Genomic DNA, 21,937 nt, shown 5'->3' with positions numbered 1-21,937 from the left:
TCAACGATGTCCCCACAGTCTTCTCGCACGCGGCCCCAGGTCAATCGGCGCGGCTTTCTCACCGGCGCCCTGGGCTTGACGGCCCTCGGCACGACCGGTCTGCTCACCAGCTGCGGCACCGCCGCGACTGGCGGCACGGGCGGCAGCACCGGCGGTGGTTCTGCGTTCACCTACTTGAGTTACCTGCCGATGGAGACGCTCTCGGTGGCCCCCGAACTGCTCGCCGACGCCGGCGGTCACTTCGAGAATCACGGCCTGCAAGTCACGTTCCAGTCGACCAAGGGCTCGCCCCAGGCCATCCAGACCCTGGTGGCAGGCGCGGGGCCGCTGACGCGCGTGGGAGCGATCGACCTGTTGACGGCGGCCGCCGATGGCCAGCCCCTGGTCAACGTCGGCAGCATCGTGCGCGGCTCCTCGATCCGCATCCTGAACTCCACGAAGAATCCGCTGGAGAAGCCGGAGGATTTCCTCGGCAAGACCATCGGGGTGCCGTCCGAGGGCGGCACCAGTGACAAGTCTCTGTCCCTGATGCTCCACAAGGCCGGTTTGAATCCCGACGACGTCGCGCGCCAGGTGGTCGGCCTCGGTCCGGGCAGCTTCGAGCTGGTGAAGAGAGGCGACATCGCCGGATACATGGTCAGCATCGACCAGTCCATCGTCACGCAGCAGCAATTCGAGGGAGAGGCCCAGGCCTTCGACGCCGGCGATGCCGTGCGCGCCGACTCACAGATCTACACCGCCTCGAAGCAGTCCCTGGAAGAGCACGGTGACGACATCAAGGCCTACCTGGCCGCCATCCACGATGCCGTTCAGGAGATCGTCGACGACGAGTCCCTGGAATCGGTCATCGAGACGATGCGGACCAAATACTCCTTCGGGTCCCTGGACGACGACGCGGTGGCCAAGGAATCCCTGAGGCAGAGCCGTGACCTGTGGACCGCGAAAGGCACCGAGCCGCTGCTCACCACCGATGAGGCCTACTGGTCGGAGGGATACGCAGAGCTCGTGGACGCCGGGATGGTCGACGACGGCGCGGACCCGACCGAGTGGATGGACAACAGCTACCTGCCGTCCGCCTGATGCCCGCTGATCCCCAAGGAGCAACCATGACTATGCAGACGCAGCCCACCGTGGCGTCGCCTGAGGCGGACCTCGCAGCGCCTCAACCGGCCGAGATCCGCATCTCCGGCTTGGAGAAGACGTATAAGACCGAACGCGGAACCACTCACGCGCTCTCCAACATCAACCTGGAGATCCGCAAGGAAGAGTTCATCTCCCTGATCGGACGCTCCGGCTGTGGCAAGACCACGCTGCTGCGGATCATGGCCGGGCTGGTTCCCCCCAGCGCCGGCCAGGTCGAGGTCGGCGGCCGGGCGCTATGGCACCGCGAAACGGTGGACTCCTCCGTGATCCGCCGGCTGGGTGTCGTGTTCCAGGACGCCAACCTCTTCCCCTGGTACAACATCGAGGACAACATCGCCCTTCCGTTGCGATTGCGCGGGGTGAAGAAGGCCGAACGCCGGGAGCGGGCCAGGGAACTCGCCGAACTGGTGGGCCTGCAGAACTTCCTGCCCAACTATCCCCGCGAACTCTCCGGCGGCATGCGACAGCGCGTCGCCATCGCCCGGGCATTGAGTGACAATCCCGAGCTGCTGCTCATGGACGAGCCCTTCGGGGCCCTCGACGCCCTGACCCGGGAAAAGATGAACATGGAGATCCAGCGCATCGCGCTGGCCACCCGCGCGACCGTCGTCTTCGTCACGCATGACATCGACGAGGCCGTGGCGCTGGGAGACCGGGTGGTCCATCTGACCCCGCGGCCTGGCCGCATCAAGGACATCGTGGACGTCCCCCTGACCCGGCCCCGCGGCGTCGAGATCAAGAAGGAAGCGGCCTTCCACGAGCTGGTCGGCGACCTGCACACCTCCCTGAATGAAGAGGACGCCGATGAATCGTAAGAAGCTGATGAAGATCCTGCCCTGGATCACCACGCCGGCACTGCTGGTGGTGCTGTTCGTGGTCTGGGAGCTGACCGTGAAGGGACTCGAGGTCTCCCCGCTGATCCTTCCGCCGCCCACGCTGATCTTCGAGAACCTCGGGGAGCTCGTCGGACAGCCCGGGACCTGGGACAACGTGCGCGTCACCGTGATCGAGATCGTTCTCGGATTCGTCGCCGGTATCTTGGCCGGCGTCCTGGTCGGCGTCATCCTGGGCAAACTTCCCCTCGTGGAGGCCAGCGTCAGGCCGTTGATCATCGCCCTCGAGGTCGTACCCAAGGTCGCGCTGATTCCCCTGTTCGTCATCTGGTTCGGCTTCGGCATGACCACCAAGGTCGTCATCGCCGCACTTCTGGCGTTCTTCCCGGTCATGCTCAACGTCCTGCTCGGCGTGCGCTCCGTGGACCGGGGACACCGGGACCTGATGCAGAGCATCAACGCCAGCCGGTGGCAGACGTTCCGGCATCTGGAGTTCAAGAGCATGATGCCGCACGTCTTCGCCGGAATGGAGACGGCCATCGTCCTGGCGGTCATCGGCACGATCGTCGGTGAGTACCTCGGCGGGAACGAAGGGCTGGGGTACATGGTGGTCAAGACCCTCAACGAGCTCAACGCCCCGGCCCTGTTCGCCGTCATCCTGATGTTGGCGGCCCTCGGTCTGATCATGTACTTCATCGTCACCTCGTTCAAACGCGTGGCGATTCCGTGGCACGAGTCCGTCTACGGCCGGAAGGATGTGGGCTGAATGGAGCTGCGCAGCAATTTCCCCGTCGGCTCTCCCCGCTGGGCCACCCGCCGGACCCAGTGGAAAGCCCTCGGGCTCAGCGACGAGGACGTGGCCAAGCCGAAGATCGCCGTGGTCAACTCCTCGTCGAAGCTCTCGCCGTGCTTCAGTCACCTGGACGCCATCGCCGACCGCGTGGTGGAGATCATCGGTGAATCCGGGGCGGTCGGCTTCGAGATCCGGACCGTGGCCCCCACGGACTTCATCATGGCCGCCGGAGGCAAGGGCGGCTACGTGCTCTCCAGCCGCGATCTGCTGGCCAATGACATCGAGGCGGCCGTCGAAGGGGGCCAGCTGGACGGCATGATCTGTCTGGCCTCGTGTGACAAGACGACTCCGGGTCAGCTCATGGCCGCCGGCCGGATCAACGTGCCGACCATCGTGGTTCCCTGCGGTTACCAGCCCTGCGGAATCCTGGACAACGGTGAGCCGGCGGACATCGAAGAGGTGTTCATGAAAGCCGGCCACGTGGCCAGCGGAGGAATCTCCGTGGAAGACCTGTGTGCCATCAGCGATCGCGCCATCACCGGACCCGGAGTATGCACCGGCATGGGGACGGCCAACACCATGCACATCATGGCGGAGGCTCTCGGTATGGCACTGCCGGGCTCGGCACCCGTGGCCGCAAACAGCCCGGCCATGTGGGCCAACGCCGAGGCCTCAGCGCGGGCCATCGTCGAGGCCGTCCGAACGGACCGGCGGCCGCGCGACGTCATGACCCGCGGGTCCTTCCGCAACGCGGTGGCTGCCGTCCTGGCCGTGAGCGGGTCCATCAACAGCGTCAAACACCTGCAGGCGATCGCGGTGGAGACGGGAGTGGACGTGGACATCAGCGCGCTGTTCGCCGAACTGGGTGAGCAGATCGGGCCGCTGACTGCGGTGCGTCCCAGTGGCCCGGACAGCATTGAGATGCTCGAAGCCGCCGGTGGCGCTCGCGGTGTGCTGCGCCAGCTGCGCACGATTCTGGACTTGGACGCCGCCACGATCGGCGGCCGCCCTCTCGGCGAACTCCTCGACGAGGCCCCTGACCCGGACGCCTCGGTCATCAGACCGTTGGACCGCGCGAGGGCGCCCCACGCCACCATTCAAATCCTGTACGGCTCCCTGGCTCCGGCCGGGTCCATCGTCAAGCTCTCGGCGACCGAGCGGCGCCAGGACCGCTTCGACGGCACCGCCCGCGTCTTCGAGGATGCCGCCGAGGCCATCCACGCCATCGACGGCGGAACGATCACCGCGGGCACCGTCCTGGTCCTGCGGGGACTCGGTCCCTCCGGAACCCCCGGCATGGGGATGGCTTCCAACGTGGTCTTCGCCCTGAACGGTGCCGGACTGACGGGGGAGGTGGCCGTGGTCACCGACGGCCAGCTCTCCGGGCTGGTCAACCAAGGCATCGTGGTCGGCGAGGTGAAGCCGGAAGGCGCCCTCGAAGGACCGCTGGGCCTGGTGCGGGACGGTGATCGGATCACCGCCGATATTCCGTCACAGACCGTGGACCTGGTCGTTCCCCACGACGAACTCGAACGCCGACGTCGGGAACGACCTGCCGCCGCAGAGAACCGGACTCCCGGATGGCTGGGCGTGTACGCCCGAACGGTCACTCCGCTGGAAGCCGGCGCCACCCTCACTCCGGCCACCGTGCCGCACACCCACAACGCCAAGGACGCCTGATGCCTCACCCACTGACCGACGTCAAAATCCACACGATCACGAAGCCGCGCACGGCAGCGGTCGAAGAACTCCACGGCGACCTGTGCGTGGTGGGGGCCGGCATCGCCGGGATGTCCGCCGCCCTGACCGCGGCAGGCCTGGGACGCCGAGTGATCCTCGTCGATGCCCTGCCCATGCTCGGTGGCCAGTGCGCTAACTCCCTGATCGGGCTGTTCTGTGGCGTCTACGGCAACGGTCCGGACTACCGACAGCTCACCCACGGGATCTTCGACCGGATGTTCCCCGCGCTGGAACAGACCCAGGACCTGTCCTACAACCACCGGCACACCATCACGGTGAACTATGACGAGCACGCGGTGGGCCGCTGGATGGAGCAGGAAGTGGAACGGGCCGGCGTGGTGCCGGTGACCGGCGCCTCCATCCTTGAGGTGGAGAACGACGCCGGCCACCTCCGTGCCGTGACGTTCGCCACCCGCTTCGGTCTCCTGCGCGTCAGCGCGGACTCCTTCATCGACGCCTCCGGAGACGCGGCGCTGACCTGGGAGTCCGGACTGGAGTGCCGGGTTCCCGAACGGACCATCTGGGGCTCACAACAAGTCCGCATCGAAGGGTTGAACCCTGCCGCGGCACCGGAGCCGAAGGAACTGGCCCAAAGCGTGCACGACCACGCAGAGGACTACGGATTGATCCGGCGGGACGGACTGGCCTTCTTCTTCCCGGGACGGGACACGGCCGTCCTCAACATGACGCATATCGAGGCTCCGCTCGAAGCCGTCGGCGCCTCCGAAGCCCAGTTGCGCGGAAAGGACCAAGCCGACCGGGTCATCCGCTTCCTGAAAGACCAGTATCCCGCGGCCTTCGGCAACGCCACGGTGCGGTTCTACGGACTTCCGGGTCGAAGGCAGACCCGGTGGATCGCCGGTGAACACCAATTGACGGAACACGAGGTGCGGTCCGGATTCCGGTTCGAGGACTCCATCGCCCGCACCGCGTGGCCGATCGAGCTCCACGACCAGCCCGAAGGGTACGTGTGGGAACAATTCGACTCGGACCACGTTCACTACGTGCCGCTCGGCAGCATCACTCCTCGCGGCGCCGTCAATCTCTTGGCAGCCGGTCGGTGCGTTGACGGAGACGCCGCGGCCTTGTCCAGCGTGCGCGTGATGGGACCGTGCGCGGCCATGGGGGAGGCCGCCGCCCACGCGCTGGACCTGGCCGACGGCGGACCGGTCGCCGAGATCGACACGGCCGAGCTGCGCGATCGCATCAGGGCCAACATCGGTCCGGACCGTCCCCAGGACGGTGGCGGAGCCGACAATCCAGACAAACCAGAGCACTCAGAGAATACGGAGATGGTCCATGCTGCTCACTGACGATGACAAGGCCATGCGCGACGGCCGGGACGGCGAGGCCGTGGCCGCGGCCATGGATCTCCTGATCCGGTATGGGAACGGTCTGGACGCCGAGCGATTGTGCAGTGTGCGCAATGTCGCCGGGACCTCGACCCAGCCGACGCCGGCCAAGGAGAAGATCGCCGCCGAGGGTGGCTGGAACAAGGCCTACGCCGTCATCAACCTGGACTGCGACGACGACATCGAGATTCCGAAGATGCGCGTGCCCACGTGCCAGCTGCAGCACGGGTTCAGCGCGGACGCGCTCAACGTGACCCCGTACAACCCGCACCTGGTGGAGTTGCAGGCGGAGGCGGAGTCCTTCGCCAGCGACCGGGGCATCAACATCCTGGCCACCTGCACTCCGTATCAAGTGGGCAACCTGCCCGTGCGCGGGGAGCACATCGCCTGGATGGAATCGTCGGCAGTGGTGTACGCCAACTCGGTGATCGGAGCCAAGTCCAACTGTGAGGGCACCGCGTCGACCGGAGCGGCAGGACTGACCGGGCGCGTTCCGTATTGGGGCAATCATCTCGATGAGAATCGGCACGGCACCCACCTGATCCGTTCAGAGGTGCCCGTTGAATCCTTCCAGGACTGGGGGCTGTTCGGGTACTTCACCGGTGAGGTGGTCCAGGAGGAACGGCCGGTGTTGACCGGTCGGCTCGGACTGCCCAGCCAAGCCGACCTGAAGCACCTCGGCGCAGCTTTGGCGACGACGGGCGGCGTCGAGATCTTCCACCTGCCCGGAGTCACCCCCGAGGCGCCCACCATCAAGGCGGCCTTCGGCCCCGGCCGGGTGCCCGAGCCCGTGATGTTCACCGAGGCCGACCGCCGAGAGGCCTACGAGCTGCTGAACAGCCAGGGTGACACGGAGGACGTCGACTTCGTGCTGTTGGGATGCCCGCACGCCTCGCTGGAACAGCTGGGCGAGATCGCCGGCCTGCTGGACGGTCGGCGGCTGCACCCCGGCACCGAACTGTGGATCATGACGCCGAGGGCACTGCGCGCTGTGGCCGACCGCAACGGCTACACCGAGATCATCGAGCGCGCCGGCGGGAAGCTGTTGACCGATTCCTGCCCGGCCATGTCCCGGACTGCCCCCGAGGGCACCCGGGTGTTCGCCACCGACAGCGCCAAGCAGGCCCACTACCTGCCGGCCATTCTCGGCATCGAGGCCTGGTTCGGCACCACCGCGGAATGCGTTCAAGCGGCCGTGACCGGTCGTTGGAAGGGAGAACTGGCATGAGCACTGCCAACGTGAGCGGTCAGGTCACGCGAGCCCCACTCGCCGCCCCGGAACTCGCCGCCCCGAAAACCGTGCTGCACGGCCGAGGCATCGTGCCCGGTCGGGTGCGCGGTGAGGCATTGGTCTCGTCCGAGACCATTTCCGGCTGGGGTGGCATCGACCCGGTCAAGGGCACCGTCATCGAGCGACGCCATCCACTGTGCGGAGTGTGTTTCACAGACAAGGTGCTGGTCTTTCCCGGAGCCAAGGGATCCTCGGGATGGGCCGGGTTCTTCCAGAGCACCCGCCTGCTAGGTACCGCTCCGGCCGCGATGGTGTTCACCACGGTGACCACGAAGGCCGTTCTGGGCGCTGTGGTCACCCGGGTGCCGACGGTGAGCGAGCTGGACCAGGATCCGGTGCAGATCATCCGCACAGGAGACCTGGTGGAGGTGGACGCCGACGTCGGCACGGTGTCGATCCTGACGGGCAACTGACGATCATGGCTGACCGGTGACGGTCAGCCGATGGCGACCGGGAAGAACGCGTGCCACAGCACGATGGCCACGACCACGATCAGCACGGTCGCCTGCACCCCCGCGGTTCCCTGACGCCACGGCCGGCGCAGGTGTGGGGTCTTCTGCCAGAAGAAGGTGGCCATCGGGGCGAAGACGAGCGCCGTCGTCGGGCCGACGGTGATCGCTACGAACATCTCGGCCTCCTGGCCAGAGATGAGCGCGACGCTGACGTACACCACCGCGAGGATGGCCGTGGCGAGCAACCAAGTCCACACCGACGCGGCGAGGACATCGGCCGGGTCGGAGAAGAACCGGGTGATCTCGCGGGAGAGCAGAAAGGAGTTCAGCAACATCCCGGCGAGGCCGATGAGTCCGGCCACGATGTATCCGGCCAGTGGAATGCCCCATTCGGCGAAGGCCACGGCCGTGTCGCCGACCGGTACGAAAGCGGCGATCATGAGGTAACCGAAGGTTCCTTGAGCCGCGGACAGGGACATCCACGTGAGGAACGCACGCAGGTATCCACCAGGCAGAGGGCGGGAGACGGCGTACACGATCACCGCCAGGGTCAAGGAGAACACCGGGCCGGCGATGGCGATCGCCGCTTCGTCGGTGCCGGGCAGCTCCGGGTGAGTCTCCATAGTGCCGTGAACGGTGGCGGACCCGGTCTCCCACACGGCGAACACAGCGTGAGCATATTCGTGCAGCTGGATCTGGAGCATGGTGGCCGCCGCGGCAATGGCCGCGGAACTGATCATGATGGTTCGACGATGCGGTGCGGGTGCGGGTGCCGATGAGCGAGGAGTGGACGTGGTCTGACTGTTCACAAGGCGCCTCTGCTGGGGGTGGGCATGGCCGGTCGGCGTGTCGGACGGTCTAGGTCAGTAGATCATGCCCGGTGGGCGCGGGGTAGCCTAAGCCGCATGAAGGCTGCATTCATGTACGGCGCCGGTGACGTCCGCGTCGAATCCATCCCTGAACCGTCCATCGTCGAGCCCACGGACGCGATCATTCGTACGGTGCGCTCGTGTGTTTGCGGGTCGGATCTCCACCCGTACCACTCGATGCCCGACTCCGAATCCGGAAGTCCGATGGGCCACGAGGTCCTGGGCGTCGTGGAAGAGACCGGGTCCGCGGTGTCCACGGTGCACACCGGGGACCTGGTCGTCTCCTCGTTCACCTACCAGGACAACACCTGCGTCCACTGCCGCGAGGGATTCCACGTCTCGTGCCTGCACGGCGGGTTCTTCGGAGCCGTCGGAGTGGGTCTGCAGGCGGAGTACGTCAGAATCCCGTTGGCCGACGGCACTCTGGTCGCCGTTCCGGACGTTGACGAGACCGGCAACGGTTCCGAGGAACTCCTGGCCAGCCTGTTGACGCTCTCGGACGTCTACCTGACCGGTTTCCACGCCGCCACCATGGGCCGCGTGCAGTCGGGGCAGACCGTGACCGTCATCGGGGACGGAGCCGTGGGTCTGTCCGCCGTGCTCGCTTCGCGCCAACTCGGCGCCGAGCGGATCATCCTCATGGGCCGGCACACCGACCGGACCGATCTGGGGCGCGAGTTCGGCGCCACCGATGTCGTCGCCGAACGGGGCGAGGACGGCATCGCCCGGGTGCTGGAGGCGGCAGGAGGCGATCGGTCCCATGTGGTGATCGAGGCCGTGGGCCACCTCCCGGCGTACGAACAGGCGATGGGCGTGGTCCGTCCCGGCGGTGTGATCTCCCGCGTGGGTGTACCGCAGTACAAGGAGGCCCCGATCGGCAACCCCTTGTTCCGGGAGAACATCACCATCACGGGCGGGACGGCGCCGGTCCGCCGCTATCTGGACCAGGCCATACCGCACGTGGTCGCGGGTACGATCAATCCGGGCCGGGTCTTCGACGTGTCCATGCCGCTGTCCGAGGCCGCCGCCGCATACGCCGCCATGGACGCCCGCGAAGCGCTCAAGGTGATGCTGGTTCCCTGAGGAACCGCACCCGTCATACTCATCAGCCCCGTCATCCCTGTCGCACCAGGAGGTCACCATGTCCGACACCCCGAATGATCCGAACGCTCCCCGCCCGCCGCAGCAGCCGCCGACGCCACCACAGCAACCACCTCAGCAGCCACCTCACCAGTCGCCACAGCAGCCCGGTGGCTGGCCTTCGGCGAATCCCTACGCCGATCACGGACAGCGCGGATACGCCTCGCCGGGGAATGCCGTGGAGGACAAGGGGTTCTTCGGAGCACTGTTCGACTTCAGCTTCCGCAGCTTCGTCACGGTGTCCTTCGCCAAGATCATCTACATCATTCTGATCGTGCTGATCGCCCTGGGCTGGCTGTTCTATGTCATCGCCGGCTTCGCGGTCGATCCGGCGCTCGGCTTCGGCGCCCTGCTGATGGGCTGGATTCCGGGCTTCGTCATGCTGGTATTGGCCCGCGTGATGATTGAGTTCTACATCGCCATGGTGCGGACCTCGCAGAACACGGCTGCAACGGTCGCCGAGCTACAGGCCCTGCGCCAGGAGAGCCTCCGCCGCTGAGCCCCTGGCGTCTCGTCCGACGGGGAGGATGCCTAACGTTCACTTGACGTTACTGAAACGTCACCATGGAGTGATGTAGTGAACGCGACGCTGCCGGCCGTGCCGAACTCAGGTGGCCGGCGTCGTCCGTCCACCCGGCCGTTGCACTCGCACTCGCGCCGGATCTCATGGGGAACGTAGGAGACACCAATGCAGAACAAGCTGTCCAAGGCCGTTCTGTCCGGAGCGCTGGCCGCAGGCCTGCTCGCCGGACCGTTCGCCGCAGTGCCGGCCACGGCCGCCCATACTGACACCGAGAAGGCCGCCGATTCCGGTCTCGCCGTCACCACCGCCGTTGACGACTGTGACCTGCCGAACTTCGCTGACAACGAGTCTCGGTGGTCCGCCTTTTACCAGGCTGTCCGCTGGATGCAGTGTGAAGAGATCTCCGTGGGATACCCGACGGAGAACGTCTTCGGCAAGAGCCGGGATATCACCCGCGGCGAGACCGCAGCCTTCCTGCATCGTATGGTGAAGCCGGCCGACTTCGAGGCTCCCAGCGAGAGCCCCTTCGGTGACGTCAATGCCGGCGGCGCGTACTACAGCCCCATCACCTGGGCCGAGGCCGAGGGCATCACCGTCGGCCAGGATGACGGGAACTTCGGAACCTCCAAGCCGGTGACCCGTGGTCAGTTCGCTGCGTTCCTGTACGGACTGGAGGACCCGGAGTTCACCGCTCCCGAGGAAGCGCCTTTCGAAGACATCAACGTCGATGGCGCCAACTACCAGGCCATCTCCTGGCTGGCCGAGAACGACATCTCCGTCGGCGACACGTGGGGCCGGTTCCACCAGTCGGACGCGATCACCCGCGCCGAGATGTCGGCCATGCTGATGGCCTACACGCAGATGAAGGAGGAGGAACCGGACGAGGACGGGACCAAGTCCATCGAGATCTACTCGTTCAACGACTTCCACGGCGCCCTCTCGGACCAGTACTCCGGCACCATGTTCGCCTACACGGTTGAAGAGCAGCGCGCGGCCTTCGAAGCCGAGCACGGCGAGGGCACGACGCTCTTGACCTCGGCCGGCGACCTGATCGGCGCCTCCGCGTCGGTGTCCAACGTCCAGCAGGACGAGCCGACCCTCCGCATCATGAATGAGCTCGGCCTGTCGGTCTCCGCGGCCGGCAACCACGAGTTCGACAAGGGCCTCGACGACCTGACCGGCCGTGTGTCCGAGATCGCTGATTACAGCTTCCTGGCCGCCAACTTCGTCAATCCGGATTCGAAGGAGCCGGTGCTTCCGCCGTATGAGATCAAGGAGGTCGACGGCGTCCGCGTGGCCGTCATCGGTGCGGTGCCGAACAACCTCTACGCCACGACCACCGGCGCCGGACTCCAGGGCAACGAGGTCATCGACATGGTCGAGGGCGTCAACGCTGTCGCTGAGAAGCTTTCGGACGGCGTCGAGGGAGAGGGCAACGAGGAGGCCGAGGTCATCGTCGCCTCTTACCACGACGGCGCGGTGGGCAACGGAGAACTGGCCGATGAGACGGCCGCATCCTCCGGCTTCAACGACATCGTCAACAAGACCGACCCTTCGGTCGACGTCATCTTCAACGGACACACCCACCAGACCTACCTGTATGACACCGAGGTGGAGGGCACCAGCCGACCGGTTCTGCAGGCCGGCCAGTCCGGCAACCTGCTGGGTGCTGTTGAACTGAAGATCGACGAGGAGACCAACGAGGTCGTCGACTACTCCGCCGAACTGGTCGAGCGCGAGGCCGCCCCCACCAAGACCGTCGGTGAAGGCGAGGAAGCCGAGGAGGTCTTCGACGAGGAGGCCTTCGACCAGTTGCTCGACGACCAGGACTCCGAGATCACCGAGGCCGTCCGTGACATCGAGCGCTCGGCGATCGGCGAATTCGAGGAGGCCCAGGGCACGGTCATCGGTGACATCGACGCCTCCATCACCACCGACTACCAGACTCGACTGGAGAATGGTCAGGATTGGCGTGCCGGTGGCACCCGTGCCGCAGAGACGACCCTGGGCAACTGGGCTGCCAACGCTCTGAAGGACCGCGTGTCGCTCACGAACGAGGACGTGGACCTCGGCGTCACCAACTCCGGCGGTCTGCGCTCCGAGCTGCTCTTCGATCAGTTCACCGAGGGCGGCGCCTTCGGCCCTAAGCCGGCAGACCTCGAGGGCAAGGTGACGCTCGGGGAGGTGCTCGACTTCGCCCCGTTCGGCAACACGCTGGTGTCCTTCGACATCCCCGGCTCCTCCATCAAGCAGGTCATCGAGGAGAACTGGCGCGAGGACGGCTCCAAGCTGCACCTCGGCTGGTCCGAGGAACTCAGCTACACCTACGACGACAACGCTCCCGTGGGCGAGAAGGTGACCGGCATCTGGATCAACGGCGAGCCGTTGCAGATGGACGAGATGTACACCATCGCCACCCTCTCCTTCCTGGGTGACACCTCATGGGTCGGCACCGAGAACTCCGCTCCGGACGGCTATGAGGGCTTCGCCCAGGGCATGGAGAACTATGTGGACCTGGGTATCGCAGACAACCAGGCCTTCCAGGAGTACATCCAGGCGCAGACCGCGGCTGACGAGGCGATCCGGCCGGACTTCGCCAAGAAGGCCGTCGAGGTCAACGAGGCTCCCGACTCCTTGGCAGCCGGCGACGCTGTGTCGCTGACTCTGGACAACCTGGAGCTGGAGTCCGACGGCGCCGGTGACGCCACCACGGTCTCCGTCGCCTTCCAGGGCGCGCAGGGCGAACCGGTCGAACTCGGCGAAGTCGACGTCCCGACCGAGGGCGAGACCGTCCAGATCGAGGGCATCACTCTCCCGGGCGACCTCCCTGCAGGTGACGGCGAACTGGTCTTCACCGTCCAGTACGACGATCAGTTCAGCTCCACCACTGAGGTGCGTTCGCCGCTGACCGTCACCGCTGCCGCCGCCGAGTGATCGACTCACTCGACGAGACCGAACGGTAGCTGAACCGATGTATCTCTCCACCTGCGCCGGCGTCGTCCTCACGGACCGACGCTGACGCCAGCGGGCCCCGGACCACTGTGGTGCTCCGGGGCCCGCGCCTGTCTCCTGCCAGCCCGATTTCCACCAGTCCCGTCCAACCTCAGTCCCTGACGTCCAAAGGAATGCACAGTGATCAAGAAGAACTCCCTGCGAGCGGCTGCGGCCGGTGCCTCACTGGCACTGTTGTCCGCCGCCGTCGTGGTCCCAGCACAGGCCGTGCCGGACAACTCCGGTGTGGTGATCAACGAGGCCTATGTCAACGGAGGCTCGGGAGAGGCGGCCTTCGCTCACAAATTCGTCGAACTTTACAATCCGACCGACGCCCCCGTGAACCTGGACGGATGGTCCCTTCAGTACCGTTCGTCCACGGGTGAGGCGGCGCCCACCGGGGTCATCACCCTGTCGGGAACCATCCAGCCGAACGGGTATTACCTCGTTGAAGGCAATAGCAATAATGCGGACAACGGGGACACGCTGCCGACCGCGGACGCCTCGGGCGGGGTGTCCTTCTCCGGGACGAAGGGCACGTTGGTGTTGTCGGACCAAGCCTCGAAGCTGGAGGGACTGGCCACGGGCTCGGTGACCGAGGCGGATGGAACGAACAGTGGCGTCGTCGATCTGCTCGGCTACGGCGACACCAACACCTTCGAAACCGCTGCGGCGGAAGGGCCCGGCAGCACCTCGGACCAGCGCTCGATCAACCGGGCCGAAGGTGCGGACACGGACGACAACTCGGCCGACTTCACCTTGTCGGAGGAGATCACCCCCACCAACGCTGACGGCGACACCGTCGAACCGGACCCGGCCCCCGAGCCCGGTCCGGACCCCGAGGTTCCCGGTGAGGTCACCCCCATTGCCGAGATCCAGGGCACCGGGGCTGAGACTCCGATGGCCGGGGAGACGGTCCGGACCCAGGGCGTCGTGGCCGCCGTGTATTCCACGGGCGGCTTCAACGGCTACTACCTGCAGACCGCCGGCACCGGCGGCGAGGTCGAGGACGCCACCCCTGGCGCCTCAGACGCTGTGTTCATCTACTCCCGCGACACCGTCGATGAGGTCGCCCTGGGGGACCACGTGAAGGTTTCCGGTGAGGTGTCGGAATACCAGGGTGGCACGCAAGTGACGGTGCGAGAAGGCGGCGTCGAGAAGCTCGACGAGCCAGGCACCGTGGAACCGACAGTCCTCGAGTTCCCGGCCGACGAGGAGACGAAGGAAGCCCACGAGGGCATGCTGATCGATGCGTCCGGTACCGACTGGACCATCACCGACAACTACGACGTCAACGCGTACGGTTCCCTGGGCCTGGCGCCCGGCGATTCTCCCTTGCCGAACCCGACGTCGGTCGCGAACCCGGGCGAGGAAGCCCAGGCGGTGATGGCCGAGAACGAGGAAAAGAAGATCGTCCTCGACGACGGCGGCTCCGCGAACTACATGAACGACCCGGCCAACCAGGGGACCATCCCGTACCTGGATATGGACAACCCGGTGCGCGTCGGCTCGGCCGTGGAAATGGTCGCGCCGGTCATCCTCGACTACCGCTACGATGCCTGGAACTTCCAGCCGCAGCAGTACCTGACTGACGAGAACGCCGAGGACGTCCAGCCGGCGACGTTCGAGAACGATCGCGAGTCGGAGGCGACTCCGGACGACGTCGGCGGCGACGTGCGCCTGGCTTCGTTCAATGTGCTGAACTACTTCACCACCCTCGGCGACGAGTTCGAGGACTGCGAGGCATATGAGGACCGCGAGGGCAATCCGGTCGCCACGGATTACTGCGATCCGCGCGGTGCCTACAACGAGGAGAACTTCCTGCGTCAGCAGGAGAAGATCGTCACCGCCATCAATGGTCTGGACGCGTCCGTCGTCGCTCTCGAGGAGATCGAGAACGGGGTGAAGTTCGGCAAGGACCGTGATGAGGCCCTGTCCACCTTGGTCAAGGCTCTGAACGAGGACGCCGGCACCGAGAAGTGGGCCTTCGCCGCCTCTCCGGAAGACCGGCCTGCCGCCGCAGACGAGGACTACATTCGCAACGCCTTCATCTACCAGCCGTCTCAGGTCGAGCCGGTCGGCGAGTCGGTCATCCTCACCGGTTCTGCGGCGTTCGAGAATGCTCGCGAACCGCTGGCACAGACCTTCCGTGGCATCGGTGAGGACGGTGCGGTCGAGGGCTCCGAGTTCATCGCGATCACCAATCACTTCAAGTCCAAGGGCTCCGGCAGCGGCGAAGGCAATGAGGACAGCGGGGACGGCCAGGGCAACTCCAACGCCGACCGCGTGGCTCAGGCCAATGCTCTGGTTGATTTCGCCGAGGATCTGAAGACGGAGTCCGGCCTGGACAAGGTCTTCCTCATGGGTGACTTCAACTCCTACGAGAAGGAAGACCCGATCAAGGTCCTGGAAGAGGCCGGATACGTCAATCAAGGTGCCAAGTCGGAGGGCGAGTACAGCTACGCCTATGACGCTGCCGTCGGTTCGCTGGACGGCGTGTTCGCCTCCGCGACCGCCGACGAAGCCGTCACCGATGCCGACATCTGGATGATCAACGCCAACGAGTCCGTGGCCTTGGAATACTCGCGGTACAACTACACCGCCGAGGATCTCTACGCCCCGGACCAGTGGCGGTCTTCGGACCACAACCCCATCCTGGTCGGAGTTGAACTGTTCGACGGCGAAGCCACCGATCCGGAGGAACCGACCGATCCTGAGGAGCCGGGTGAGCCGGTGGTTCCGGAGTTCTCGGATAATGAGCCGGGCTCGGCGTTCTATGCGCCGGTGCAGTGGATGGCGGCGAACGGGATCTCGGTCGGTTATGCCGATGGGACGTTCAAGAAGACGCAGGATGTGACTCGTGGGGAGACCACGGCGTTCTTGTACCGGTATGTGAAGCCGGAGTTCGCGGCTCCGTCCGAGAGTCCGTTCAGTGATCTCAATGCCGGTGGGGCGTATTACCGTCCGGTGTCGTGGGCTGCTGCCGAGCAGGTGACGGCTGGTTTTGCTGATGGGACGTTCAAGTCCTCGCGTGCGGTGACGCGGGGGGAGTTCGCGGCGTTCTTGTATCGGTTGGCTGATCCGGAGCATGTGGCTCCGGGGCAGAGCCCGTTCGGGGATCTCAATGCCGGTGGGGCGAACTACGAGGCGATCACGTGGTTGGCTTCGGAGGGCATCACGGTGGGGGACACGCAGGGTGATTTCCATCAGTCGGATGAGATCACGCGTGCGGAGATCTCGGCGTTCATGCAGCGGTTCGATCAGTTCACGGCCCAGCGCTGAGGGCGGGGTGTGACGGCCTGATGGCCTAGCGCCCGAATCGACAGTGGCCCGTTCCCGAGGGATTCTTCCCCGGGGAACGGGCCACTGCCGTTGGTGGAGCCGGGGGCCCTAGCCGAAGTGACCGTTGGCCTGCCGCACATGCCGTGGAATGAGGAAGAGGTCCAGCAGGCACAGGCCGATGACGATGGCGGCCAGGACGAAACCGATGTCCATGAACGACCCCAGACAGGCCAGCCCTGTCAGCACCAGATAGGACACACCGGCCGCCTGATGGCCGAGATAGAACTTGTGGGCGCCGAGCAGCCCCAGCAGGAGGCACAAGAGATAGGTGACCGGGAGACTCTTCTCCGCACTCTTTCCCACCTAGAACAGCCGGCGCAGGTTCGTCTTGGCCAGATCGAACAACTCGTCGCCCCGGCCGGACAGCACCGTCCGCAGCGTGTACAGCGCGAACCCCTTGGCCTGTTCGAACTGGATGGCCGGCGGGATGGTCAGCTCCTGCGGATCGGTCACCACGTCCACCAGCGCCGGGCCGTCGTGGGCGAAGGCCTCGATCAGGGCCGCGTCGACCCCACGGGAGTCCTCCACGCGGATGCCCTTGATGCCCATCGCCTCGGCGACGTCGGCGAAGTTCGGATTCACCAGTGAGGTGGCGAACGGCAGCTGTCCCGCGGCCTTCATCTCGAGCTCGACGAAGTTCAGCGAGGAGTTGTTGAACACCACCACCTTGGCCGGCAGGTTCATCTGCACCAGGGTCGTCAGGTCCCCGAGCAGCATGGTTAATCCGCCGTCGCCGGACAGGGTCACGGTCTGCCGCGAGCGGTCCTGCGCCAGCACACCGACCGCCTGGGGAACCGAGTTGGCCATCGAGCCGTGGGAGAACGAGCCGAGCATCCGGCGTCGTCCATTCATCTGCAGGTACCGCGAGGCGTACACCACGGGCGAGCCGACGTCGGGAATGAAGACCGCGTCCTCCGCGGCCAGCTCGCTGATGCGCCGCATCAGGTACTGGGGGTGCACGGGTGCGCCCCGGCGCGCGGGAGTGGCCAGATCGTCCAGCTTCTCCCGCGTGCGGGTGTAGTGCTGTTGCGCGTCCTTGAGGTGCTTGTCCTTCTTCTGGTCCAGGAGCGGCATCAGGGCTGCTGAGGTTTCGCGCACTCCGCCCACGAGGGCCACATCGACCGGGCGGCGCCGCCCGATCTGTTCGCCCCGGAGGTCGACCTGCACGACGGTCGCGTCTTCCGGATAGAACTGCGGATAGGGGAAGTCGGTGCCGAGCATGAGGATCGCCTCGGCCTCGTACATCGCCTTGTAGCCACTGGCGAACCCGAGCAGGCCGGTCATGCCCACGTCATAAGGGTTGTCATACTCGAGGGATTCCTTGCCGCGCATCGCGTGCACGATCGGCGACGAGAGCCGCTCAGCCAGCTGCATCACCTCGGCGTGCGCGCCGGCAGTTCCGGCACCACCCAGGATGGTCACGCTCTTGGCCGCGTTGAGTGCGTCGGCCGCCTGTTCCAATTGCTCCGGCAGAGGCACGACGGCGGAGCGCGTCTTCTGGATGACGGTGCGGCGGTCGCTCTGGGCGTCGGCCGAAGCGACGTCTCCGGGGATGACCAGGACGGCGACCCCGCGCCTCTCGATCGCGGTGCGCATGGCGATCTCCAGCAGGCGCGGCATCTGCACCGGGTCGGAGACGTACTCGACGTACTCGGAGCACTCCCGGAACAGGTCCTGGGGGTGGGTCTCCTGGAAGTAGTTGGTGCCGATCTCTGAGGTCGGGATGTGCGCGGCGATCGCGAGGACCGGCACGCGACTGCGCTGAGCGTCGTACAATCCGTTGATCAGATGCAGGTTGCCCGGTCCGCAGCTGCCCGCGCACACGGCCAGTTCGCCGGTCATCGCGGCTTCGGCCCCCGCCGCGAACGCCGCAGTCTCCTCATGCCGCACGTGTACCCATTCGAGCTCGGTATGCGTGCGAAGGGATTCGGTGAGAGCGTTGAGCGAGTCTCCGGGGAGGCCGTAGACGCGCTTGACGCCGTTCAGGGACAGAGTCTGGATGAGGTTGTCGGCAACGGTGACCATGATGCCACCCTAAGGTTGTTCCGGGTGCTGTGGGGAGAGGTCCGGGGCAAAGGACTCGCGCACCTCCGCACCCACGTGCCGACCCCACGCCACCACCGCGGCTGAGACAGCGTCGAGCTTCTCCTCCGGGACGGGACGGTTGACGGCCAGCCGCACAGGGATCTGGCCGAAAGACGGGGAGAGAATCCGATGATCCAGCCGGTCGTCGGCGAGGGACGGACGTCGCAACAGCATCCCGGCCGGGAGCACGGTGGCATGCCGTGGCCTTCGGCACAGGCTCGCGAGTACCTCGATGTTGTCCACCACTCGGATCGAGGCGGGCCGAATGGTGTCCAGGAACGGCGCGGTGACCGCGGAGTGCAGCGTGTAGATCGGCTCGTCCATCAGCATGAACGACTTGTCCTGGAAGAAGTGGTGCAGGTCCTCGCCGGTCCATCCGTCTGGCGCTCGATCACCGGACGGATAGACCAGCGCGAGCGGCTCGTCCCACAGGACCGAGCTGTGGATGGGGCCGTCCGAGGTGTCTTCCGGGGCGTACTGGATTCCCAATGGAGCGACGTCGTGCAGCACCATGGCCTGGATCCGCGGTGCACTGGCCACCGTGAGGCTGACCTCGAGCGACCGCTCGGCCAGTTGATCCAGCAATGCGTCGTGGTGCCGCCCGACCAGCCACTCGTCCATCCCCACCATCAGCGGGCCGGCGTGCCAGCGGGCGATGGAGGAGACGGCCGTGTCGGCGTCGTCGGTCAGCAACAGGGCACGCGCCGTCTCGAGGCTGATGAGGTACTCCGCGATGGTCGGCAGGAGGTGCCGCCCCTGCGCCGTGAGCTCCACGCCGCGCCAACTGCGTTTCAGGACCTCGAATCCCAGCTCCGTCTCGAGCCGCTTGATCCGCTGGCTGACCGTGGGCTGCGTGGCGAACAGCTGAGTGGCGGCCTTCGAGATGCTGCGGGTCCGGGCCACCGTGAGGAAGGTCCTCAGCGACTCTGCATCCATCGGTCGTCCTTCCTGCGGTCAGACGGGGGTCGACTGCTCCGCGATGCGCCGTCGGCGAGACACCTTGGACGGGGCGGTCTCCCGAAGGAACAGAACCATGATGAAGGCGAACAGGATGCCGCCCATGGCCAAGTACAGCGGGGATTGGATTCCGTAGGAACCCGCCAGGTGGCCGGCGACCACCGGCGCGACGCCGCCACCGAAGATCTCGCCGATGCCCATCACGGTACCGGCCGCCGTCGCCATCAGCGCCGGGGGTACCGACTCCACGGAGACCGTGGCCGCCACCAGAGCCAGGGTGCCGTTGACGCCCAGTGCCACCGCGAAGAGCAAGAGGAAGGTGGTCAAGACATTCGGCCCCTGGAGCAGGAACACGACCATCGTGATGGCGCCGAACGCCAGGGCGATGAGGGCGGCAGGCTTGCGACCGATCCGGTCTGAGATGCCGGGAATGATCAGCTGTCCCACGAAGGCGCCGAAACCAATGCCAGAGGTGGCCAGGCCCATGTCCTGCAAATTCATCAGCTGGTGGTCCGTCAGATAGCTCGGCACCATGGAGCTCAGCACGAAGATGCACGTCATGGCCCCGCACAGAGCGAGCATGATGACCACGATGTTGCGGTGCTTGAACACCTCGTACCAGGGGTAGCGCCGGGTGTCCTCCTCCGCGGCGTCCAGCACGGCGTCGGGGAGTTCCGTGGGCGGGGGAGCGTCTTCCTCGAGTTCTCCGGGCTCGCGGATCACGCGCCAGGTGAAGTAGGCCAGCACCAGTCCCGGAATGATCATCACGGCGAAGACCCACCGCCAGCTGGGCAGCACCTCGAGCAATTGGGTGGCGATGATCGGGCCCAGACCGATGCCGAACAGGGCGAAGGTGCTCTGTTGGAAGCCCATGTTGAACCCGCGCCGCTCCGGTCTGGACGCCTCAGCCGTGGCCGCCACTGCAGTGGGCCCGAAGGCCCCTTCGGTGATGCCCATGAAGGCGCGGATCAGCACGAGCGACAGCAGCCCGCCGGCCAATCCGGTGAACACGGAGAACAGGGAGAACACCATGATCCCGGGGACCATCACTCGTCGGCGGCCGAACCGATCGGAGAGGCGGCCCATGAACAGGGCGGAGATGCCCCAAGCCAGGCCGAGAGCGCCGACGATGTTGCCGAGGTCCGCGTAACCGAGATCGAGGTCCGCCATGATGGCCGGGAAGAGCGGGGAGATGATCCAACGATCGAGTCCGACGAGCCCGAAGCCCAGGGCCAACACGATGACGGCCTGTTGCTCGTACCGGCGTCTCTTGGCGGGGGTGTCCAGCCGGGGCCGGACGTGCGACGAAGGGGACGAAGGGGAGGGGGACGACGAGGCACTCATGCCTGCCCCTCCTGACGCCGCATGGCTTCATCGCTGGTCTCGCGGATGATCTCCTGATTCGTCATCACCCGGCCGAAGAACTTGCCCATGGCATCCTCGGTCGCCGACTGGGCGGCGTCGCTGAGGGCGCCGGTCGATTCCGAGGCGAAGACGATCTTGAAATCACGCATGAATCCGCTCCGCGCGGTGGACTCGCAGCACACTTCGGTCAGCGTTCCGGAGATGATCAGGGTGTCCACGCCGCGGAAGCCACGGATGGTGTTCAGGACGGTTTCGAGCTGAGTGTTGTGGAAGGCATCGAACCGGTGCTTCACGATGCTCACCTCGCCCTCCAGGGGAGCGAGCTCATCGACGATCTCGATGCCGTCGGTGCCGTGGCGCATACCGACCTTCTTCAGCAGAGGCTGCCGTGCCGTCTCGAGCGGCGAGACGTCGAAGGAATCCAGCAGCACGTGCTGGGTATAGATGACGGGAATCTGATACCGGCGCGAGTGCTGCAGCAGCTCGGCCATCTGCGGCAGTCGTCGCCGGGCCATCGGGACTTCCATGGGGCGTCCCTCTTCGACGAAATCGCGCTGCATGTCGATCACGAGATGTGCCGTCCGGCGGGGGTCAATGGACCACATCGTTCCTCCTCAGGTGGGTGACTCTTCGGGACGCTAACAGTGAGTTGGGCCACCGTGGATATAAGGAAGAGTTATGGGTTCCCTGGACGACGCGCTGCGAGTTCCCTGGGCGACACGCCGTGGCTCGCCGGAGATGAAGGTGCCGACCAGAGCGGCTCGGGCCTGTGCACAACCAGCCCGCTCGGGGTCCACATCCTGTGGACGTTTTCTTGGAGGCAACCGCCGATCGGCATGTTCACGCCGTTTCGCGGGGCCCCGTTCACCTGCTCTTCATCCACACGCCTGTGGACCGGTTGGGGAAACTAATCACATCGATGTAAGAACAGGATCTAGTGGTCGTTCCCTTCGGCGACCACTAGATGTAGTATTGATATCAGCACATCGGGCACCACGTCGGACGACCACGTGGGACCGCGTCACAGCCATCAAACACCCGCCAGTCCGGCAGTCCGGACG

Annotated in this window: 17 protein-coding genes; 11 read left to right on the top strand and 6 right to left on the bottom strand. The window is 65.9% G+C overall.

The annotated features are described in order from the left end of the window. Nucleotides 1–6 precede the first annotated feature (6 nt). From ACFQQD_RS09400 to ACFQQD_RS09370, 7 genes are read left to right on the top strand one after another with little or no spacing between them, the layout of a single operon-like run. Complete coding sequence (locus ACFQQD_RS09400) at nucleotides 7–1,080, top strand: ABC transporter substrate-binding protein (protein WP_378088613.1); 1,074 nt, start codon at nucleotides 7–9, stop codon at nucleotides 1,078–1,080. Between the two features lie 26 nt (nucleotides 1,081–1,106). After that, nucleotides 1,107–1,958 (top strand): ABC transporter ATP-binding protein, encoded by an 852-nt coding sequence (locus ACFQQD_RS09395; RefSeq protein WP_378088611.1) that lies wholly within the window; start codon nucleotides 1,107–1,109, stop codon nucleotides 1,956–1,958. Further along, nucleotides 1,948–2,742 (top strand): ABC transporter permease, encoded by a 795-nt coding sequence (locus ACFQQD_RS09390; RefSeq protein ID WP_378088609.1) that lies wholly within the window; start codon nucleotides 1,948–1,950, stop codon nucleotides 2,740–2,742. Before ACFQQD_RS09395 ends, ACFQQD_RS09390 begins: the two co-directional genes overlap by 11 nt. After that, nucleotides 2,743–4,449, top strand: coding sequence for a dihydroxy-acid dehydratase (locus tag ACFQQD_RS09385; protein WP_378088606.1), 1,707 nt, complete (start codon nucleotides 2,743–2,745; stop codon nucleotides 4,447–4,449). After that, on the top strand, nucleotides 4,449–5,822 hold the full coding sequence (locus ACFQQD_RS09380; RefSeq protein ID WP_378088604.1) for an FAD-dependent oxidoreductase: 1,374 nt from the start codon (nucleotides 4,449–4,451) through the stop codon (nucleotides 5,820–5,822). Before ACFQQD_RS09385 ends, ACFQQD_RS09380 begins: the two co-directional genes overlap by 1 nt. Further along, nucleotides 5,809–7,089 (top strand): aconitase X, encoded by a 1,281-nt coding sequence (locus ACFQQD_RS09375; protein WP_378088602.1) that lies wholly within the window; start codon nucleotides 5,809–5,811, stop codon nucleotides 7,087–7,089. The genes ACFQQD_RS09380 and ACFQQD_RS09375 overlap by 14 nt, the downstream gene beginning before the upstream one ends. After that, on the top strand, nucleotides 7,086–7,565 hold the full coding sequence (locus ACFQQD_RS09370; RefSeq protein WP_378088600.1) for an aconitase X swivel domain-containing protein: 480 nt from the start codon (nucleotides 7,086–7,088) through the stop codon (nucleotides 7,563–7,565). Before ACFQQD_RS09375 ends, ACFQQD_RS09370 begins: the two co-directional genes overlap by 4 nt. Nucleotides 7,566–7,588: 23 nt before the next feature. Here ACFQQD_RS09370 and ACFQQD_RS09365 read toward each other — a convergent pair whose 3' ends face one another. After that, on the bottom strand, nucleotides 7,589–8,344 hold the full coding sequence (locus ACFQQD_RS09365; protein WP_378088598.1) for a hypothetical protein: 756 nt from the start codon (nucleotides 8,342–8,344) through the stop codon (nucleotides 7,589–7,591). Between the two features lie 165 nt (nucleotides 8,345–8,509). Between ACFQQD_RS09365 and ACFQQD_RS09360 the strand changes: the two genes are divergently transcribed. The 4 genes from ACFQQD_RS09360 (at nucleotide 8,510) to ACFQQD_RS09345 (ending at nucleotide 16,409) form a co-directional block, all read left to right on the top strand. Continuing rightward, the gene (locus tag ACFQQD_RS09360; RefSeq protein WP_378088596.1) at nucleotides 8,510–9,556 is read left to right on the top strand and encodes a zinc-binding dehydrogenase; all 1,047 of its coding nucleotides are present in this window, start codon (nucleotides 8,510–8,512) and stop codon (nucleotides 9,554–9,556) included. Between the two features lie 58 nt (nucleotides 9,557–9,614). Next, nucleotides 9,615–10,112 carry a DUF4282 domain-containing protein gene (locus ACFQQD_RS09355; RefSeq protein WP_378088594.1) on the top strand — a complete coding sequence of 166 codons (498 nt, stop codon included), beginning with the start codon at nucleotides 9,615–9,617 and terminating at the stop codon, nucleotides 10,110–10,112. A 189-nt stretch (nucleotides 10,113–10,301) separates the two neighbouring features. Beyond that, nucleotides 10,302–13,070: a 5'-nucleotidase C-terminal domain-containing protein gene (locus ACFQQD_RS09350; protein WP_378088592.1), complete on the top strand. Its 2,769-nt coding sequence runs from the start codon at nucleotides 10,302–10,304 to the stop codon at nucleotides 13,068–13,070. A 198-nt stretch (nucleotides 13,071–13,268) separates the two neighbouring features. Next, the gene (locus ACFQQD_RS09345) at nucleotides 13,269–16,409 is read left to right on the top strand and encodes an ExeM/NucH family extracellular endonuclease (protein WP_378088590.1); all 3,141 of its coding nucleotides are present in this window, start codon (nucleotides 13,269–13,271) and stop codon (nucleotides 16,407–16,409) included. 108 nt (nucleotides 16,410–16,517) lie between these two features. Here the strand turns inward: ACFQQD_RS09345 and ACFQQD_RS09340 are convergent, their stop codons facing one another. The 5 genes from ACFQQD_RS09340 to ACFQQD_RS09320 are packed head-to-tail and all read right to left on the bottom strand — an operon-like array spanning nucleotide 16,518 to nucleotide 21,481. Then, nucleotides 16,518–16,772 (bottom strand): NINE protein, encoded by a 255-nt coding sequence (locus ACFQQD_RS09340; protein WP_378088588.1) that lies wholly within the window; start codon nucleotides 16,770–16,772, stop codon nucleotides 16,518–16,520. After that, nucleotides 16,773–18,494 carry a ubiquinone-dependent pyruvate dehydrogenase gene (gene poxB / locus ACFQQD_RS09335; RefSeq protein ID WP_378088586.1) on the bottom strand — a complete coding sequence of 574 codons (1,722 nt, stop codon included), beginning with the start codon at nucleotides 18,492–18,494 and terminating at the stop codon, nucleotides 16,773–16,775. A 9-nt stretch (nucleotides 18,495–18,503) separates the two neighbouring features. Beyond that, nucleotides 18,504–19,490: a LysR family transcriptional regulator gene (locus tag ACFQQD_RS09330; RefSeq protein ID WP_378088584.1), complete on the bottom strand. Its 987-nt coding sequence runs from the start codon at nucleotides 19,488–19,490 to the stop codon at nucleotides 18,504–18,506. Nucleotides 19,491–19,508: 18 nt separating this feature from the next. Then, a complete protein-coding gene (locus tag ACFQQD_RS09325; protein WP_378088582.1) occupies nucleotides 19,509–20,855 on the bottom strand; it encodes an MFS transporter in 1,347 nt (448 codons plus the stop codon). Further along, the gene (locus ACFQQD_RS09320; RefSeq protein ID WP_378088580.1) at nucleotides 20,852–21,481 is read right to left on the bottom strand and encodes an isochorismatase family protein; all 630 of its coding nucleotides are present in this window, start codon (nucleotides 21,479–21,481) and stop codon (nucleotides 20,852–20,854) included. The genes ACFQQD_RS09325 and ACFQQD_RS09320 overlap by 4 nt, the downstream gene beginning before the upstream one ends. Nucleotides 21,482–21,937: the final 456 nt, after the last annotated feature.

The organism is Citricoccus sp. GCM10030269, assembly GCF_042665635.1.
Lineage (GTDB): Bacteria > Actinomycetota > Actinomycetes > Actinomycetales > Micrococcaceae > Citricoccus.
This window is presented reverse-complemented; position numbering and strand designations above follow the sequence as displayed.

Excerpts from the sequence above, each read along its gene's own strand:
- ACFQQD_RS09385 (WP_378088606.1), top strand. The coding sequence starts at position 2,743 with ATGGAGCTGCGCAGCAATTTCCCCGTCGGCTCTCCCCGCTGGGCCACC.
- ACFQQD_RS09330 (WP_378088584.1), bottom strand. The coding sequence starts at position 19,490 with ATGGATGCAGAGTCGCTGAGGACCTTCCTCACGGTGGCCCGGACCCGC.
- ACFQQD_RS09375 (WP_378088602.1), top strand. The coding sequence starts at position 5,809 with ATGCTGCTCACTGACGATGACAAGGCCATGCGCGACGGCCGGGACGGC.
- ACFQQD_RS09370 (WP_378088600.1), top strand. The coding sequence starts at position 7,086 with ATGAGCACTGCCAACGTGAGCGGTCAGGTCACGCGAGCCCCACTCGCC.
- ACFQQD_RS09395 (WP_378088611.1), top strand. The coding sequence starts at position 1,107 with ATGACTATGCAGACGCAGCCCACCGTGGCGTCGCCTGAGGCGGACCTC.
- ACFQQD_RS09380 (WP_378088604.1), top strand. The coding sequence starts at position 4,449 with ATGCCTCACCCACTGACCGACGTCAAAATCCACACGATCACGAAGCCG.
- ACFQQD_RS09355 (WP_378088594.1), top strand. The coding sequence starts at position 9,615 with ATGTCCGACACCCCGAATGATCCGAACGCTCCCCGCCCGCCGCAGCAG.
- ACFQQD_RS09400 (WP_378088613.1), top strand. The coding sequence starts at position 7 with ATGTCCCCACAGTCTTCTCGCACGCGGCCCCAGGTCAATCGGCGCGGC.
- ACFQQD_RS09390 (WP_378088609.1), top strand. The coding sequence starts at position 1,948 with ATGAATCGTAAGAAGCTGATGAAGATCCTGCCCTGGATCACCACGCCG.
- poxB (WP_378088586.1), bottom strand. The coding sequence starts at position 18,494 with ATGGTCACCGTTGCCGACAACCTCATCCAGACTCTGTCCCTGAACGGC.
- ACFQQD_RS09320 (WP_378088580.1), bottom strand. The coding sequence starts at position 21,481 with ATGTGGTCCATTGACCCCCGCCGGACGGCACATCTCGTGATCGACATG.
- ACFQQD_RS09360 (WP_378088596.1), top strand. The coding sequence starts at position 8,510 with ATGAAGGCTGCATTCATGTACGGCGCCGGTGACGTCCGCGTCGAATCC.
- ACFQQD_RS09325 (WP_378088582.1), bottom strand. The coding sequence starts at position 20,855 with ATGAGTGCCTCGTCGTCCCCCTCCCCTTCGTCCCCTTCGTCGCACGTC.
- ACFQQD_RS09365 (WP_378088598.1), bottom strand. The coding sequence starts at position 8,344 with ATGATCAGTTCCGCGGCCATTGCCGCGGCGGCCACCATGCTCCAGATC.
- ACFQQD_RS09350 (WP_378088592.1), top strand. The coding sequence starts at position 10,302 with ATGCAGAACAAGCTGTCCAAGGCCGTTCTGTCCGGAGCGCTGGCCGCA.